This is a genomic window from Dyadobacter sp. Leaf189, assembly GCF_001424405.1.
GTDB lineage: Bacteria > Bacteroidota > Bacteroidia > Cytophagales > Spirosomataceae > Dyadobacter.
Genome location: NZ_LMPS01000006.1, coordinates 389,921 through 407,371 on the forward strand (window position 1 = coordinate 389,921; position 17,451 = coordinate 407,371).

The following is a 17,451-nucleotide window of genomic DNA, read 5'->3' on the forward strand; positions in this document are numbered from 1 at the left end:
TCTACGGTTGTTGTAGCCGAAAGAAGGGCCGCTATGAAGACGCTTTAAACTTTTGGAAAGATATTTGCACGAGCAGAACCATCAAACGACACTCCAATGCCCCAGCCCGAACTCACCGGTCTCCAGAAGCGAGCCTCCAGATACATTGATAAAGCAATCAGCTACAAAGTCCGCCCGGGCGAGGTAATTGAAGGTTACTTTTCCGGCTTTGATGAAAAGAATAATGAACGCGCTGTGATACAGATGTCCAATGCAGCCGACACTACCACCCTGCCATTAATGACCGTCGTGAATTATTTCGAGGGTGTTGACGATGAGGAAGTCGAAGGAAATCCGTGATCGCCTGCGATCTGTAATACTCAAAAATGGTCAGGCGTTCCGCGCAAGGATTGAAGGTTGTTAAATGATGTTAAATACTTCATCGTGGAGGACTTAATCGCCGGGACGCACCTGCTATTTTTTACCTTTATGCAGCTAACTCACGTCCGATTATATGCTGCAAAACTACCTGACCGTCGCTGTCCGTAACCTGCGGGTAAATGCCACTTATACCCTGCTCAACATCCTTGGACTGGCACTCGGAATGTCCGGCGCAACGCTGATCTTCCTCTTTCTCGCCCATCACCTCTCCACTGACCGGCACCAGCCGGATGCCAGCAGGCTGTACCGGGTCGTACTCGACCTGCATTTAGACGAGGGAATTGTTCGCGAGCCTGGGTCTGCGTACCCGCTTTCAGCTGCTTTGGGAAAAGACTATGCGGGCGTTGAAAAAACGGGATTCCTCCGCCGGATGCCGATGGTATCGTTTTCAACCAACACTGCCGCCGGTCCGCGGCGCTTTATGGAAAAGGAAAATGTCGCCTATGCGGATTACGGTTATATGCAGCTCTTTGCATTGAACTGGCATTCCGGCAATGCGGCAGCGACCATGCAGGAGCCTTTTACAGTAGTTGTGAGCCAGAAACTTGCACGAAAATATTTTGGAACGGAAGATGTAACAGGACAAATTTTGCGGCTCGACAATGCGCACGATTTAAAAATTACCGGCGTGATCAGAGATCAGCAGTATCCCAGTGATTTTTTCTTTGATGCCTACATTTCCCTCCCCACCATCAAAACCATTGAACCTACTAACTGGCAAACCGATTTCGGCTGGATCAGCAGCCGGAATTTTACTTTTGCGAGACTCGCACCGGATACACAGCCCCAGCACATTGAAAAGCTTATAGCCAAAAACGGAAAGAAATATTATGCGGACAACGCGCCCTACTACCGGCACCATTTGCAACCGCTGGCTGACATTCACTTCAATGAAAATTACGATGGCAAAATCCGGCGCTCCATTCTCTGGATTTTAGCCGGCGTAGGCTTCTTTCTGGTGTTGGTTGCAAGCATTAACTTCATCAATATGGCCACGGCCCAGGCTGTGAAACGCTCAAAGGAAATCGGCGTGCGAAAGGCGCTTGGGAGCAGCAGACAGCAACTTTTCTGGCAGTTCAATATCGAAACACTGCTGATTACCCTTCTAGCCGCATTTGGCTCCATACTCTTTACCATTCCGCTTTTCACGCCACTCAATAACTGGACGCACACGCAGGCTTTTCAGGCAGGTAACCTCCTGCAAATGGAAGTGCTGGTTTTCGCCCTCGTTACAATACTGCTGATTGTACTGCTCGCCGGTTTCTACCCGGCGGTGATCCTCTCGGGCTTTAATCCGGTAGCTGCTTTGAAAAGCAAGCTCATTTCCCGTCAGGTTGGCGGTATCGGGCTGCGGCGCTCATTGGTGGTCGTGCAGCTGGTAATTGCACAAATCATGATCACCGGCACGCTGGTCATGATGCTGCAACTTGATTTTTTCCGGAATGCAGACCTGGGTTTTGACCAGAAGGGCGTAATCCGGATAACGCTGCCCAGGCAGACCGGCGAAACCGTAAACAGGCAGGCTTTCCGCAATGCGCTACTCCAATATCCCGAGGTAAAGTCGGTTACTTACCAGTACGACGCGCCTACTTCCGATATGGGATTCGGCGGCTCGGTTCGGTTCGACAACCGCATCGAATGGGAAAAGTTTGTAATTAAAGTGCGGTTTGGCGATGCGGATTATCTCAAAACATACCAGATGCCGCTGCTCGCCGGCCGCAGCTTCTCCGACCGTGACTCAGTCCGGGAATTTGTTGTCAATGAGGAATTCATGAAAAAGCTGGGGATCCGCGATGCGCAACAAATGATCGGCCGGTCGATGGAAGACGGTACCTCTGGCTACAAAGGCCGGATTGTGGGTGTGGTCAAAAGTTTTCACCTGCGATCGTTGCACGATGCAACTGAGCCCTGCGCCATTTACGCCCAGCCTGAACAATACCGCGAAGTAGCGATCCGACTCGACTTATCTTCTCTCACCAACTCCATATCCCATATCCGGAAAGCATGGCAAACGCATTATCCCGGCGAGGTTTTCAACTGGGAATTCATCGAAGAGAAAATTGCCTCCTTTTACGCCAGGGAAGAGCAACTAACCAACCTGATCCGTCTTTTCGCCTGGGTTGCAATCGTGATTTGCTGCCTTGGATTGTATGGGATGATCTCATTTATGGTTACCGAAAAAACGAAGGAGATCGGCATACGAAAAGTGCTTGGAGCCAGTGTTGACAGCATTTTAGCCCTTTTCGGGAAGGAGCTTTTGATCCTGACCGGCATTGCGTTTTTGCTATCTTTTCCCGTGGCGTGGACGCTCATGAGCATGTGGCTAAATCACTTCGCCTATCGCATTGACCTCCATTGGTGGCTCATAGCAGCAGGCAGTCTGCTGATTGTGCCGATTATTATACTGACCATCGGATTGAAGGTAATGCAGGCAGCCAGAATGAACCCGGTAAATAGCCTCGCCAGTGACTAAAATGTCGCTTTCAACTTTCAGGCAAGATCCCGCCCCGGCCTAACTGCATGAAACTGCTGCGGGCTAAGTGCCACAAAAACTGTCCGTTTGCCGTATTGGCCAATGAACACCTGACCTTAACAGCATGATCTTCAACTACCTTAAAATTGCATTACGCAGCCTGCGCGGTGGCGGCTGGTATTCGGTACTTAATATTGGCGGACTGTCTGTGGTACTTGCCGTGAGCCTGCTGCTGTTTTGGTGGGTAAAAGACGAGCTGACTTTCGACCGATTTCATCCAAATGCCGATCGTACCTACCTCATTAATGCGCATTTCGGGAAAGGGCCTGATGAGAATACATTTACCTCAACGCCGTCTCCTGTCGCTATCGCAGCCACAAACATCCCCGAGATAGAGGTAGTAACACGCACCGCGCCGTTCCCGGGCAGCATTTTCCGCACAGGTAAGCACACCTTCACAGAGAAAAGCGGCATTGCTTTCGCAGACACCAATTTTCTCAAAGTATTCGAAGGTTTTAAAGTTATCGCCGGTAATCCTGACAAGCCATTCACAGCCCGGAATGCAATGGTAGTCTCGGAAAAATTAGCAAAGAAATATTTCGGGACCATCGACGTCATCGGGAAAGCCGTCGAAAATGTTGATACCAAAACAACACTCGTAATCAGCGCTGTGCTGGCAAATGCGCCGGACAATTCTTCACTCAGAAATGATATTTATGTCAATATGGATGTCCGCAAGATCATTGCTCCCGAGAGAGGCGGACAAAAACTGATGGATGAAAACTGGGATGATTTCGGGGTTGAAACTTATGTTGTAACAAAGCCAGGCGCAGCTATTCAACTTCTGAATCAACAGCTTACCGCGGCTCACGCGCGTTCGGTAAAGGAAAAGGTGCAATCAGATTACCGATTGCAGTTATTTGCCGACACCCACCTGCATCCCGTAGAAGGCGGAGATTCTCCTGAGCAGCAGGTCCAGATATTGGGCATGGTAGCCCTGCTCCTGCTCAGTATCGGCTGCATCAACTACGTCAACCTGACAACCGCGCGTGCGACAAGGCGGCATAAGGAAATAGGTGTGCGCAAGGTGGTGGGCGCAGGTTTCGCGCAACTCGCAGGACAATTACTCATCGAGTCACTGCTGACATTGAGCATTTCGCTGATCGTCGCAGTCGGGTTAGTACAGGCGCTGCTGCCCTTTTATTCAAACATAACCGGCAAATCAGGCCGTTTTTCACTTGCCGATCCGGCTGCCTGGCAGGTGCTTTCCGGTATTTTGTTCTTTTGCTTTTTAATGGCGGCCATTTATCCTGCTGTTCTCATTTCGGGCTTCAATCCCGTTGCCGCATTGCGGGGCAGCCACCGACAAACCGGAGCCGCCGGCTTGCGTAAGTCGCTCGTAGTATTGCAGTTTACATTAGCGACGGTTTTGGTCGTGGGTACATTTGTAATAGGGAATCAGCTCCGGTTTATCCGTGAGCGCGACGCGGGTTTTAACCGTGAACACGTTTTCACATTTCAAGGGAAAGGATTTACGCAGCAGTTCAAGCAGGCACTGGCGGGAGAGGCAAGCGTTTTGGCGGTAAGTACTTCAACTGACACCCCGGTGAATGTGCAGACAGGTACAGCTTCCTGCGACTGGGACGGAAAGTCAAAAGACCGCACTCTGGTACTCGCGCAGATCGGCGTTGATAAAGATTTTATCCCCGGATTTAACATCAAGCTGCTGGCAGGCGACAATTTTTTCGGTACCAGGTCCGATTCTGCGCACTTCATTTTAAATGAAACCGCAGTAAAACAAACCGGCCTGAAAGATCCTGTGGGAAAGCGTTTCAAGTGTGATGGTAGCGAGGGCATTATCATCGGTGTTGTAAAAGATTTCAATATGATGTCCGTGCGCGAACAGATGTGGCCGCTTGTGCTGTACAGTACTCCGCAGTCAAATCACATCGTCAATGTGCATACCACAGGCAAGCTTGCGCCGGCTGCATTGGCGGCGGCTGAAAAGCTTTGGAAGCAATACCAGCCCGAGTACCCATTTGAATATACATTTCTAGATTCAGCTTACGATCAGCTTTATAAGTCGGAGCAGCAGACGGGACAGCTTTTCAACTTTTTTGCCGGCATTGCAATCCTCGTTTCCTGCCTGGGCTTGCTTGGCCTGGCTTCTTTCGTGACGGAGCAGCGCACCAAAGAAGTCGGCATCCGAAAAGTGCTGGGCGCGACAGTCGTGCACATTACCACCTTACTTTCCACCGATTTTGTCAGACTGGTCTTGATTGCCATTGTAATTGCGACGCCCGTTTCGTGGTATCTGATGGATCAATGGTTAAAAGGATTCGCATTTCAGGTAGAGCTGAGCTGGTGGACATTTGCCCTCGCAGGCGCTCTTTCGCTTTTCACCGCATTGCTTACGGTAAGCTATCAGGCAGTAAAAGCAGCTTTAATGAACCCGACCCGCGCCATGAAAGCAGAATAAGCCTGAAATCACTCTTAAACGCAACTTGAACCGAACTTGACTCGCATTTGAACGGGATTTTGCGGGTTTGAAGCACATTTTTGCCCAAAATCAAACAAGCAAAAATGCTATGAAAAATCTCGTTCAAGTACTGTTCATCCTCCTTGCATTTCAAAGTTTTGGTCAAAAGAAGAGTACCTCCTCCTCACTTAAAAAGAATGACTTCACCATTCCGCTCACTGCTGAAAAATGGCAGTTCCAGGCCGACAAGGTAATCTTTGAGGAGCATCATGGAATAAAGGCAATGAAGCTGGCGCCTAACTCGGGACAGGTGATTTTAAAAGATGTGGTGTTCAGAGACGGTACGATTGAGTTCGATATTGATCCTTCTGCGGCAGAGTTTGCTGAGTCGGTTTATTTCCATCAAAAAGACCAGAAAGAACAGGAGATTGTGTACCTGCGCATGTCGCGTGTCGGCAACAAGCTGGCAAACCAGGGCATTCAGTACTCGCCCTATTTTGATGGGATCAATATGTGGGATATGTATCCCGACTTTCAGGCGCCCGCGATGGTAAAAGCTGGTGAATGGAACCACGTAAAACTGGTTGTTTCAGGCAAGAGATTGCAAGTTTTCCTGAACAATGCAATGCGGCCCGCATTGGATATACCGGAGCTTCAAGGCAGCGCGACGGAAGGAAGCATCGCATTTGAAGGAGCTTCTCATATCGCCAATGTTCAGGTGAAGCCGAATGAAACAGAAGGTTTGAGTCCGCTGGCGCTACCGGATATGACCAGCTATGACGGGCTTTACCTGAGAAAATGGGCGTCCACCGCTCCTTTTGATCTTCCCGTCGGAAGCGAGCTGGCTTTTCAGAATCAACCGAAACCGGAGCTGTTCACGGATTCTATTGCGGCCGAACGCGCTGGTCTTGTAAACCTCACGCGCAGGCACGGAGGCAACAAGAGCCGGAAGGCGATCTGGCTGAAAACCAAAATCACAGCCAAAGAAGCGGTGAAGGCTGGCATACAACTGGGTTTCAGTGATGAAGTATGGGTGTTTTTAAATAATCAGATTGTTTTTGCTGATAAAAACCTGTTTCAGCAAAACATGAAACGCTATCCCGACGGTAGGATATCGGTACAGAATGCGACTGTGAAACTAAACCTCAACCAGGGAGAAAACGACCTGCTGATCGGGGTTGCAAATGATTTCTATGGCTGGGGTATCATGGCGCGGCTTGAATACAGCGAGGCGATATTGGAGACCGACAATATAGCAGGCGTTATCAGTCTCGCAAAGGAGATCGCCAACCTCGATCCTGAACCTTATACCGGAACTTACAGCAACCCGGAGGTGCAATTCAAACTGACATTTGCGAAAAAGGATAAAGTACTCACCGTCCAGGCTAACAGCAGGCCGCCTGCCGAGTTACGCCAGACCGGCAAGCACACCTTCGCCTACCCCGCCGCGGCGATCCTGTTCGAATTTTCACCTGCCGACAAAAAAGTAAGCTTCCGCGAAGGCAGCGACAGCCGCGTCTTTGTAAAGGAGTAGTGCTGGAACTTGAAAATCTCAATTTACATTCTATATTTGTAACTAAAAATTAGTTACATTCTATACACACATGAGTAAAATAGAAAAGCTGCTAGCGCGCTTTTTCAATAAACCTAAGGACCTTACATGGAAGGAACTTGTATTAGTTCTGGAGTTCTATGGATATCGCGAATTGCCGACAGGAGCGACTGGCGGATCGAGACGAAAGTTTGCTGATGCGGCTAAACATATCATTAGCCTCCACAAACCGCATCCAGGGCAAATCGTCAAGTTTTACGTGATAGAACAAGTAATTGAGATTCTTGAAGAAAATGGAAAAGTCAAAAATGATTAACTCACTGTTCTACGACGGGTACACTGCTAGTATTTATTACAGTCCCGCAGATGAAGTATTTTTTGGAAAATTGATTGGTGTAAATGACCTTGTCACATTTGAAGGCACTTCCGTTGAAGCCTTGAAACAAGGTATGCAAGAAGCCGTTGACGATTATATTGAAACGTGCAGGCTGCTGGGAAAGTCTCCTGAGAAGTCTTACAAAGGTGTTTTCAATGTGCGCGTTTCATCAGATCTGCACAAGAAAATAGCCTTGCTCGCCTCACAGTACAATGTTACGCTGAATGATTTTGTAAAATCGGTTTTACAATATGCATCCTCGCATCAGGAGATTGGCGCAGAGGTTTTTGGCGAAAGGTAGCCTTTCTATTTGATCGTGTTCTCCAAAACAATCACCGAAGGGCCGGTGTCGAGCCACTTTTTGCCGAGGCCGGTTGTATCACCCATTGGCAGGAAGTAAACAAACGAACCCAGAACCAGATCTATATCGCCGTCCCCGTCAAGGTCGCCTGCATCCATCACGGACCAGCGACCTTCGGGCGACTGCGGGAAGGAGGAATCTTGGAAGACGAGCTTTCCCTTATTTTCAAGATAAACAAAGCTTTCCTGCGGGTATCGCGCATAATCCGGGAAGAATGAGATCGCGGCGATGTCCAGGTCTCCGTCGAGGTCGTAATCCCGCGCCATCGCTTTGTAAGCACCATTCAGGTGATAAAAATAGCTTTGCTTGAAGTTCGATTTACCGTCATTCAGGAACAGGTATACGCCGTGGTAGCTTTTCAGGATAGGCGTTTTGTCGGCATTGTCGCCGCAGACGTACAGAATATCTTCGAAACCATCTTTATTAAAATCGGCTACTTCCATGTACTGAGAGCCATTAAGTGGGGAGAATGTAAGCAGGCGCTTTTCCTGAAACTGGCCGCCACCCTGGTTTTCATAAAGGAAAATCCCTTCATCTGCCTGCGCCATTAACACGAAAATATCAGGCAGCCCGTCGCCGTTTGCGTCTTTAATGATCGCACTGATCGCCCCGGGCCGCTCATTCAGAATGTGTCTCTCGTAACCGCCCCTGCCATTATTCGCATACCACGCAAGCTGACCTGTTTCGTTGCCAAATTCGCAAACAACAATGTCCTGGTGCGTATCTCCGTTCAAATCACCAAATGCTGAATGGACCGGACGTCGCAGATTTGAAATAGGAATGTCCGAGGGCGCGTAGCTTTGTTGCGGCGCACTTTTGACCCAGCGCTGAATGGAACCATTTGCCGCGTCTGTCGGAAAAATATTGCTTCCAGTCGCTGTGAGGTACAAACCCTGCTGCGTTTCATGATAATGCACAGGCGCCACAGGCAGTTCGACGGTATATCTTTCTGCAAGACCTTTATCCAGAAAAGTAAGCATTTTGCGCCTGCCCTTCGCATCGCTGAATACCAGCCCCTGCTGATCAGGCAGGATTTTCACCATGGTTGTCAATGCAGGGCGATGCGAAAACGCCGGTTTCCGGTACCTGAAATGCCGCAGACCCATTTTTAGGCGATTTTTGCGGACAGGTACAGCAACCGTATCCGGCGCATTTTGAAGGTAATAAGCTTCGATTTTTTGCCAGTCTTCTTTTGCCAGAACAGGATTTTCAGGAAAGATACCCGCACTCCGAATAAGCGATCCGCCTGTTTTTGAATCAAACAAACTGTCAGGCCTGGCGCCGCCTGCATATATTCCCATGCGTTGTCCCATCGCAGAAAGCACTTTCTGCCAGCTCGACCTGGGCAGCATTTCCGGGCCAACCAGCAAATGGCACCGGCTGCAATGCGCGATCGCAAGTTCCCTCCCCGAGCTATTGGAAACCGCAGGCTCCTGAACCCGGGCCGGCTCATTCTGTTTTTTAGATTTACAGGAAAAAATAAGCGAAAGAAGAATGCAGAAAAGTAAAGTATGTTTCATCAATATCTGAAATGCAGTATAAAAGCACGTAGTTACCAGTCAAAATATATCAACTCCTCCGCTCCCATTTCAGACTAATGCACAGCGTTAACATTCGTGCAAATTCGTGCATTCGTGGCAAAAAACCTACCGCCGAGCTTCCTCCACCAGCCGCTCCATCGCAAGCCTGACCGCGTCGGGATATGATCCCTCCTGCTTCGCATTATACGCTTCCAGCTCACGCAAAATCACCGGCAAATAAATGAACTTTCGATCTTGCACATAATGCTGCATCAGCCGCTCAGCATCGTCTTTCTTACCCAGATTCTTCGCTATTACGACTTCACCCGCCCGCACGAAATGCTCGTACAAACAGGCTTTCCAGGTGGTATAACCCTGATCGGCCATGCTGCTTTTAACGGGTACAAACAGCTTTTCAGCCGCCGTAATCAGCTCTCGCGGCAGCTTGTCGATAATCGGGTTTACAAATGAATGCGCAAATTCGTGGGTGCTCAGCTCCTCCAAGTGTTTCTCATCATCAAACCCCATATTCAACTGCTGGTCATCTTCAAATCGCGGCGCAGCAAATGAGCCGAATACATTGAATGCATGCGACTTACCTTCCGAGATATAGCTCACACCAAAGCCCATTCCTGCGGGGATAGTCAAACTTGGTACGAGGTTATAGCTATCGAAGTGCCCCTGGTAAAACTTCTCCATAGCGGGAACAAACAAGCTATCAGGTAGCCCGCTCCGAACCTGCGCAAGCACATTATCGTATTTTAACCGGTTTTTGGTCAGATAAGAATCAAAGTCCACTTCTTTGTAAAGCTGGTTCATTGCTTCAATGAATGCAGCTGCATTTTTACTGGCTTCCTCCTTGTCTCCTTTCGCGGAAAACCTTTTATAGTACTTGAAATCGATGTCCTCATTCAACTTTGCATTCGGAAAATCGTCCAGCTGGACCAGCAGATTGATGAAGTAATCGAGCCAGATATCCTGCGCAAAACCGATTGCCACAGCCAAATGCGGACTTTTTTCATGCGCTTGGTACTGCCGGTACAGATCCAGTCCGTATGCATACCGGATTCGCCGTTTCTCAGGATAATCGCTGCTCGTGCGGGCATGTGCGCCTTCGTAGCCCAGAAAATACACGAAGCCGAGGAGTTCGGCATTCTTGTTGATTTTGACCTGAATCTGAGTGTTCCGGGCTGCTGCAAACGGAGCCCAACTGAGGGTTAACAGAAATAGAAGTTGCCTGTACATGGGGATAAATTGCTTGTGAGTAATGCAAGCAAAACAAGCCAATGGAACAAAGCAATGCGCTTTGAAACAGAAGTCCGGACGTCCGGGATCAGGATTCCGGACTTATTTATTGACAAGCAGGTACTCCGACGGCGCCTTGCCAGTATGCTGCCGGAACACCTGATTAAATGTAGATTTGGAACTGAAACCCGCTTCCAAAGCCAGCGCAAGCAATGTTTTATGCTGCTCTCTCGGGTCCGCCAGTTTCCGGATCACCTCTTCTACACGAAATGCATTGACGTAGTGATTGAAGTTGGAACTGTGGTGTGTGTTGATCAGATAAGACAGATACCGCGGCGGCAAATGCAGCTTTGCGGCCACCTCTTCCAGCGTGAGCTTTGACTGCATGTGCAATGCATCTTCGCGAAAAGCAGCTTCAAGCCGGCCCAGCTCCCGTGAGTCATTATAATGTGCGAAGACAGACTTATCAGTAGACTTTAATTTCACCAAAACCGGCAGCTGATAGAAATGCGGATTGACATAACCTGCATAGCCCAATGCAAAGAGACAGCCGGTAAGCAAAACCTCGATCGCAGCAAACACACGCAGGTTCAACCCCACTCCCGCTGTCCAGAGCAAGGTTAACGTTGTTAGAAAAGCAAACAGACCGTAGATTCCGATTACCTGGGTAATGCTAAGATGCTGCCCGCTCCGCTTCCATTCCTGTTTAAACCGAAATAATTTCAGGCCATAGAACGAGAGCACAGCGAACATCCCGGCAATAGGCAGTATCTCGGTCACGAAGAACCAGGCCGGGTTTTCAAGCAGCGAAGGAACGCGCTGATCAATATGCCGCCAGTAAAGCCGCCACGAGGTTAGTCCTATTACTTCAAGCAACGATGGCGCGAAAAGTAACCACGACCACCTGGGTGCACGATAAGCCGGCGCCGTTGTGTATTGTACAAAAAACCAGAGCGAAACGGGCAGCACAAGGTAACTCTGCATATTCCAGAAGGGAAAACTGTCAGGCCGGCTATGGTAATGCACCTGCATTCCCCACGCATTGAGTATCTCCAATGCGAGGATGTACAGGATCAAACCTAAAAACAGGTTTGCCCGTTGCTGCGTAATACCTCGTACGATCAGCGACAAGCTCAGCACAATTCCTTGTCCGAATGCCAGCAAATAGACGATAGACTTCCAGTTTTCCATTCTGTTTCTACATTCTGCTACTCCTCCGCTGTACTGTTATTTCTTCGATAATGGCACCTGTGTACTTGTTTTCAGGTATGCGATCAGCTCTGTTACTTCCTTGTCGCTCAGGTTGTCCAGCAATCCCGGTGGCATCATGGAAGCTTCGTTTACTTCCCGGGTTTGAATATCAGCCTTGTTTACAACCACTGCATCCTGCCCCACAACGCGCAGGGTAAGCTGGCGATCGGTTTCCTTGGCAACATTCCCGACGTAAGTGCGGCCGTCGCGCATGGTTACTACTACCATTTTGTAATCATCCTGGATCTCGCCGCTCGGATCGAGAATGTTACCCAGCAGGTAATCGAGATTAGCCCGGTTGGAGCCGGTAAGCTCGGGACCAATCGCGCCGCCTTCGCCATACATTTTGTGACAAGGCGCGCAGGTGCGCTGAAAAACAAGCCGTCCTTCTGTTTTGCTGGCCGCAGAAACGGATTTGTCGGTCAGCAGGTCTTTGTACTTTTTATAAGCTTTTTCATCAAATGCCACGTGGTCAATCGGCCCCCACACTTCCACAAAACCGCTGCCGACTACCCTGCGGAGCTGACGTGCTACATAAGTGGGAACATCTTTTTTCGGGATTGATTTATTGGCAATCGCCTGGGTAAGCAACCAGCCCGACTTGGGTCTGGAAGCAAGCGTTTGTATCGCCTCAGACTTTTCAGTGGCCGAAAACTTGGGATAGTTTTCGATCAAAGACTTAGCCAGCGGCTCACTTTCGAATGCAGCCACACTCCGGATCGCGTCGAGGCGTAATGCCGGGCTGCTCAATAATGCAGGTAATTCGGCGGCCAGCTCCGGGCGCTGTCGGGCAGTGAGTGATTGCAGCGCCTTCTGTTTTTGTTCAATGGGCGCGCTCTTGCTCTTTAAGGTAGCCAGGTCCGTCTTGGCGGCTTCGGTGTTGCCAAATTGCCGGTTGAGTTCCAATGCGAGCGCCGCTGTTGCTTTATCCGATTGCTTCAACTTGGCAAGAACAGCAGTCCAGTTAGCGGGCGTTTTGATATCGGTCCGGTCAGACAGCGCATCCTGCATTCCTTTCAACAGATCCATTCTATTCACAGGCGCTTTGCCGATCGCGGCCACCAGCGTTTCCACCTGATCTGCATCTACAGTCCGCCGGGCGATATACTCAGTAACCATCGGGATCTTCGATTTAGCCGACAACTCCAATGCTTTCGCAGGATTTTCCTTTACAAGCGGCTCTACACCAAACCAGATCATTTTAGGTAAATTATGATCTCCCGCATCCTCGCCGTGCGCAACAAGCCCGGTCGCTATTTTCCATTTCAAATCCGCATTGACGCGCTGCAATGCCGAAGCCAGGTACAATCTGACAACCGGTGAAGGATCTTTCTGCGCCATTTCAGCGAGCCTGGTACTTACCTCTTCGGCTGGCTGCCCGTTTTCACACAAAAACTGGATAGCCCAGGCGCGTACATACGCATCCTTATCCGCCAGCGCAGCAGTCAACTGCTTTCCGGGAAGTGCGTTTGTTACCTGCAATGCCCACATCGCCCGCAGCCTCTCGTCGGCAGAACCGTCTTTGTAAATTCCATTCAGCTTATCCAGGGCAGGCTGGGCAATGCTGCCTTTGCCAGCCCGGTTCTGCAAAATAACCCTCGCCCGTCGCGCGTGCCAGTCACTTTTGCTGGTCTGCAATGAAGCCAGTTCCAGGTCACTCATTTTAGTCAGATCGGTGTAGCGACCGGTGAAGTTTTCGGCCAGTGAATTTTTCGGGGTTATCCTGAAAATACGTCCGGTTTCTGAATTCAGAACGTCGGAACCGCAGATATCGGCATCGTGCCAGTCGAGCACATACATAGCGCCTTCCGGCCCGATTTCCATGCTGAAACCTACCCACTGCGCATTGTTGGCCATCATAAAATCATCTCCATGCTTGCCACTGAAGCCCGAGCCCTTGGGTATCAGTACGTCGGACAAAATGCCGTGCTCGTGAATGTTAGCCATGAATATTTTGCCCTTTTCGGATGCGGGGAATGCGTCCGACTGGTAAATGCGTGCGCCGCCGTGCGCCGAACGGTGACTGTGGTCGGCGATGGTTTTGATATCGTTATACACATAGGGATTGAAATGCTGCCCGCCCTGACGGTGGTAAATGCCGCCCGGTACCACGTGCCACAAATGCGGGATCACGCAAGCCGTGATAAAAAGCTGCCCTTTTGCATCATGATCGATCCCCCAGGGATTTGAAAAACCGTGCGCAACTACCTCAAACTTCTGCTTTGTAGGATGGTAACGCCACACGCCGCCATTGATCTCCTGCCCGTCTTCAACCGGGATATTTTCGGGAAATGGGTCTTTGTGCTTGTATAACTTGCCCTTTCCAACAGGTTTGCCCACTGTTGAAGGTGTTGCAAAGCCCTGCAAGCCGTACAGCCAGCCATCGGGTCCCCAATGGAAACTGTTTAATGTTTCGTGGCGGTCACGGATACCCCAGCCGGTCAGGCGTACTTCAATGTCATCCATATCTGCCTTGTCGTCGCCGTTTTTGTCAGGAATAAAAAGCAGGTTTGGCGGCGCGCCTACGAACACTCCATCGAAACCAACCGCCAATGCAGAAGGGAATGCAATACCTTCTGCAAAAACCTTCCGGGAGTCTGCTACCCCATCTTTGTCTGTATCTTCCAATATGAGAATCCGGCTGGTACCTGCATTTGAAAATCCTTTGCCGCGTGATTCGTAATCCTTGTTTTCAGCGATCCACATTCTACCTTTATCGTCCCAGCAAAAAGCCATGGGCTGCGTCATCATCGGTTCGGAGGCCCAGGCATTTACCTGGTAACCCTCTTTGATCGTCATCGCAGCGACAGCCTCCTGTGCACTGAGAAATTTAGCTTCCCTGCCTTCCTTTTGCGCCAGCGCCCACAGTGCAGTTGCATTGTAAAGGCCGTTATCTCCTACAAATTCTCCAAAAGTTTTATTCAGCTCCACATCATTGAGCTCACCGGTATAAATCACCAGCTCGTTCTTGATCGTCTCGGTTTCCCCTTTTTTAATATACCAATCTCCCTTCCGCGCCCGCGCCGGACCTGCGCCGAGCTGGTTATCTACCCGCCAGATGGTCGGATATCCTTTATTTTGCTTGTGATCCAAAACTGCAATGTGCGCCAGGTCGCTCCGGCCTTCTACCTGCATTGCAATGTCCACCCAATGCGCCGCCTGGCCTTCTGCCTTTTCGTTCTTCTGCCTTGCTGCATTCACTACCTCTCCTTTGATGCCGTCTTTCCAGGGCATACGCACAAACAGCCCGCCGTAATCGTATTTCCCGATCGTCACGTCAGTCTGGGCTTCGCCGTTCCATTCCAGGTCAAGCAGGTATTTGCCGTTTTTTTGCCGCATAGTCCAGTTTTGTGTTTCTGTCAGCACTGCAGTTCCGGTAGAATCAAGCAGGTTATAGACGGTCTGCCATTTTACTTCCGGACCTTTTGCTTCAATCACCTTTGCAGATACCTTTTTCCAGTAACCGTCTGCCGGATGGTGAAAATAGTCACGGCCGTTTACGCGGGTATAACCCCAGTAGATCCCGGTCTGGTGTTTGTGGTGGCCGGGGCTGTATTCGGTGAGGATACCTTTTCCGTCAGGCGCCACAATGGGATGCAGGTAGGGACGAAAATCCGGCTTGGCATTCTGGGTTACCACCGGCTTACTTTCATTGCCCCGAAAAATCTGGATTGTTTCACCGTCAGCACTTTGCACCGCGCGGAGTGTTACTTCTGCGGGTAATTTCTCAGTGGGTTCGGGGTTTCTGAAATGATGATGGAGGTTTGCAAATAAAAAAACGAGGAAAAGGGTTGTAGAGTTAATGATATTCATAGAAAAATACTGATTTTAGTAAGCAGCTGGATCGGTTTTTAACAGCCTTCGAGTGCATTCTTAAGTAGGATATATCCAGAAGTTACTCCTGCTTTTTTCAAGTTCATCAGCATGACTTTTATCAAACTCATATTCCTGTTTGTCCTCATCATGATCATGCAGTACCGCGGCATTATCTACCGGACCAGCAAAAAAAGCGGGAAAGGTGACGAATTGACCGCGATAAGAGAGTCAATTCTTCCTAAAAGCGTGAATATGAACGGATCCTGGCGCATGTACGGCATGAACCAGCGTGACCCTTCTGTGATCGTCCCCGGTGAAGACGCGATGGAGAACACGCCATTCAGCGAGAAAGAACTGTTTATCTCTTTTTTCCCCGACGGTAACTTTACGCAGATCCGTGAAAGTGCGGATTACAATGTAGGCAAATGGTCTTACGACAGCAGTTCACAATCCGTGTTTCTTACCTCAGCCCGCATGACGCAGGAGGTGGGCGTGCAGTTTAAAATGGCGCAGGGCGGTGTCCGGGTAATGAATTTCAGCTTTAACCCCTCAGAGGGAATGCTGCTGATGGAGTTTGCGAAGAATGTCAAACCTTTTCGGGAAGATCCATTTTATCCCGAAAACAATCAGTGGCGGATCAAACCGGCTGCATCTGAAAACGATTCACAGATCCGCGCAAGATTGCGCAACTATCTACTGCATAATGCATTGATCCTGAAAGCAGCCAAGACCAGGGAACAGGATAATGTATCCTGGGAATTTTCGGAAGGTATCATCAGAATTTACAATCCAGGAATCGGCATTGTCAAACCTGACAAGGTACCGGCTTCCTGGATTGATGGTTTTTACTCGAAGGATGAAGCGATGAAGGCTTACCGGATGTTTGAGCAATATCTTAAATCCACCCGCCACAAAAGTTCCGGAAAAGGGAACTGGGTGGAACAGAATTACAACATCCTGTTCAATATATACGAAGGTCTCGGCAAGTGACAATATCAGAAGGCGCGCAGCTTGCCACGCGCCCCTGCGGAGGAGGTTTACAGAATGTAGAATTTATCGGGCTCGTAAGCCGAAGGTACCTGATCGTCGCGCATCATTTGTCTCAGATCGCGCTCAATGTTTCTTGAAATAGTCAAAACAGGAGTGTCAGTTGGCTTATTTTCAAATGGATCCTGTAAATGGATCGCCATTTTCTCAATTAAAAAGAAGCATGCAGTAATCACGATCAGCACCGGTACCATCAAAAATCCGAACAACTGAACCAGACCAAATGGCAGCAGCAAAATAAAGAAGTGGAGCGCCAGATGAATGTAAAGACTGTAAGTTGACGGGAAAACCGTGTTTTTGATCCGCTCGCATTTACCCATTGAGTCGCAAAGCTTCGTAAGCGTACCATCAATTTCTATCTGCTGATAAGGGTTTACCCAACCTTGCTTCAATGCATTTTTAAGATCGCGGGCGTGCAATTGGAGCAGACCTACGTGTTTGTTGTCGTAGTCTTTCACAAATTCATATTCCTCATCGGTCACAAATTTCCGGATCAATGGCATCGGATCATCTTTCCGCAGCCCCTTCCCCAGCGCATAACACCAGGCAATCTGCCTTTTGATCATCCGGTGTTTAAAACCGTCAATGCTCTCGGTTCCGTAAGGCTCTTCCATTAAATGAATGATCTGCCGGGCCAATGTACGCGAGTCGTTGACAATGGCGCCCCAGATAATCCGGGCTTCCCACCAGCGGTCGTAAGCCTGGTTGGAACGGAATGCCAGAAGCAGCGAGATAATTGTACCGAGCACAGTCGGTACCGTCATCGGAATGGAAATATTAGTGATATGAAAATTCTGGTACACGACCTCGATCGCTACCCCATACACTGTGACAAACAGGATTTCGTATTTTATTTTTCCGAAAATATAACGGATAGGGATATTCTTTTTGAGCAGCATAGTTTCGTCACT

Annotated in this window: 12 protein-coding genes; 7 read left to right on the plus strand and 5 right to left on the minus strand. The window is 49.4% G+C overall.

All coding sequences use genetic code 11. The features are described from left to right. The first annotated feature begins 96 nt into the window (after positions 1 to 96). The 6 genes from ASG33_RS20200 to ASG33_RS20225 all read left to right on the plus strand — a co-directional run bounded on the left by ASG33_RS20200 (position 97) and on the right by ASG33_RS20225 (position 7,601). A complete protein-coding gene (locus ASG33_RS20200) occupies positions 97 to 339 on the plus strand; it encodes a hypothetical protein (protein WP_056289676.1) in 243 nt (80 codons plus the stop codon). Between the two features lie 154 nt (positions 340 to 493). Next, positions 494 to 2,893, plus strand: coding sequence for an FtsX-like permease family protein (locus tag ASG33_RS20205; RefSeq protein ID WP_056289679.1), 2,400 nt, complete (start codon positions 494 to 496; stop codon positions 2,891 to 2,893). Positions 2,894 to 3,017: 124 nt separating this feature from the next. Beyond that, entirely contained in the window at positions 3,018 to 5,372 is a 2,355-nt protein-coding gene (locus ASG33_RS20210; RefSeq protein WP_056289681.1) for an ABC transporter permease, read from the plus strand. 109 nt (positions 5,373 to 5,481) lie between these two features. Further along, positions 5,482 to 6,906, plus strand: coding sequence for a family 16 glycoside hydrolase (locus ASG33_RS20215; protein WP_056289684.1), 1,425 nt, complete (start codon positions 5,482 to 5,484; stop codon positions 6,904 to 6,906). Positions 6,907 to 6,976: 70 nt separating this feature from the next. Continuing rightward, the gene (locus ASG33_RS20220) at positions 6,977 to 7,240 is read left to right on the plus strand and encodes a type II toxin-antitoxin system HicA family toxin (protein WP_056289686.1); all 264 of its coding nucleotides are present in this window, start codon (positions 6,977 to 6,979) and stop codon (positions 7,238 to 7,240) included. Next, on the plus strand, positions 7,233 to 7,601 hold the full coding sequence (locus ASG33_RS20225) for a type II toxin-antitoxin system HicB family antitoxin (RefSeq protein ID WP_056289688.1): 369 nt from the start codon (positions 7,233 to 7,235) through the stop codon (positions 7,599 to 7,601). Before ASG33_RS20220 ends, ASG33_RS20225 begins: the two co-directional genes overlap by 8 nt. A 5-nt stretch (positions 7,602 to 7,606) precedes the next feature. Here the strand turns inward: ASG33_RS20225 and ASG33_RS20230 are convergent, their stop codons facing one another. The 4 genes from ASG33_RS20230 to ASG33_RS20245 form a co-directional block, all read right to left on the minus strand. Further along, entirely contained in the window at positions 7,607 to 9,181 is a 1,575-nt protein-coding gene (locus ASG33_RS20230) for a VCBS repeat-containing protein (protein ID WP_056289691.1), read from the minus strand. A gap of 126 nt (positions 9,182 to 9,307) precedes the next feature. After that, positions 9,308 to 10,426: a DUF4932 domain-containing protein gene (locus ASG33_RS20235; RefSeq protein WP_056289693.1), complete on the minus strand. Its 1,119-nt coding sequence runs from the start codon at positions 10,424 to 10,426 to the stop codon at positions 9,308 to 9,310. A 102-nt stretch (positions 10,427 to 10,528) separates the two neighbouring features. Continuing rightward, entirely contained in the window at positions 10,529 to 11,617 is a 1,089-nt protein-coding gene (locus ASG33_RS20240) for an AraC family transcriptional regulator (RefSeq protein ID WP_056289696.1), read from the minus strand. A gap of 36 nt (positions 11,618 to 11,653) precedes the next feature. Continuing rightward, positions 11,654 to 15,490 (minus strand): PVC-type heme-binding CxxCH protein, encoded by a 3,837-nt coding sequence (locus ASG33_RS20245; RefSeq protein WP_056289698.1) that lies wholly within the window; start codon positions 15,488 to 15,490, stop codon positions 11,654 to 11,656. A gap of 111 nt (positions 15,491 to 15,601) precedes the next feature. Here ASG33_RS20245 and ASG33_RS20250 point away from each other — a divergent pair, with 111 nt between their 5' ends. Then, complete coding sequence (locus ASG33_RS20250; protein ID WP_056289700.1) at positions 15,602 to 16,483, plus strand: hypothetical protein; 882 nt, start codon at positions 15,602 to 15,604, stop codon at positions 16,481 to 16,483. A gap of 47 nt (positions 16,484 to 16,530) precedes the next feature. Here the strand turns inward: ASG33_RS20250 and ASG33_RS20255 are convergent, their stop codons facing one another. Continuing rightward, a complete protein-coding gene (locus tag ASG33_RS20255; protein ID WP_056289703.1) occupies positions 16,531 to 17,439 on the minus strand; it encodes a bestrophin family protein in 909 nt (302 codons plus the stop codon). Positions 17,440 to 17,451: the final 12 nt, after the last annotated feature.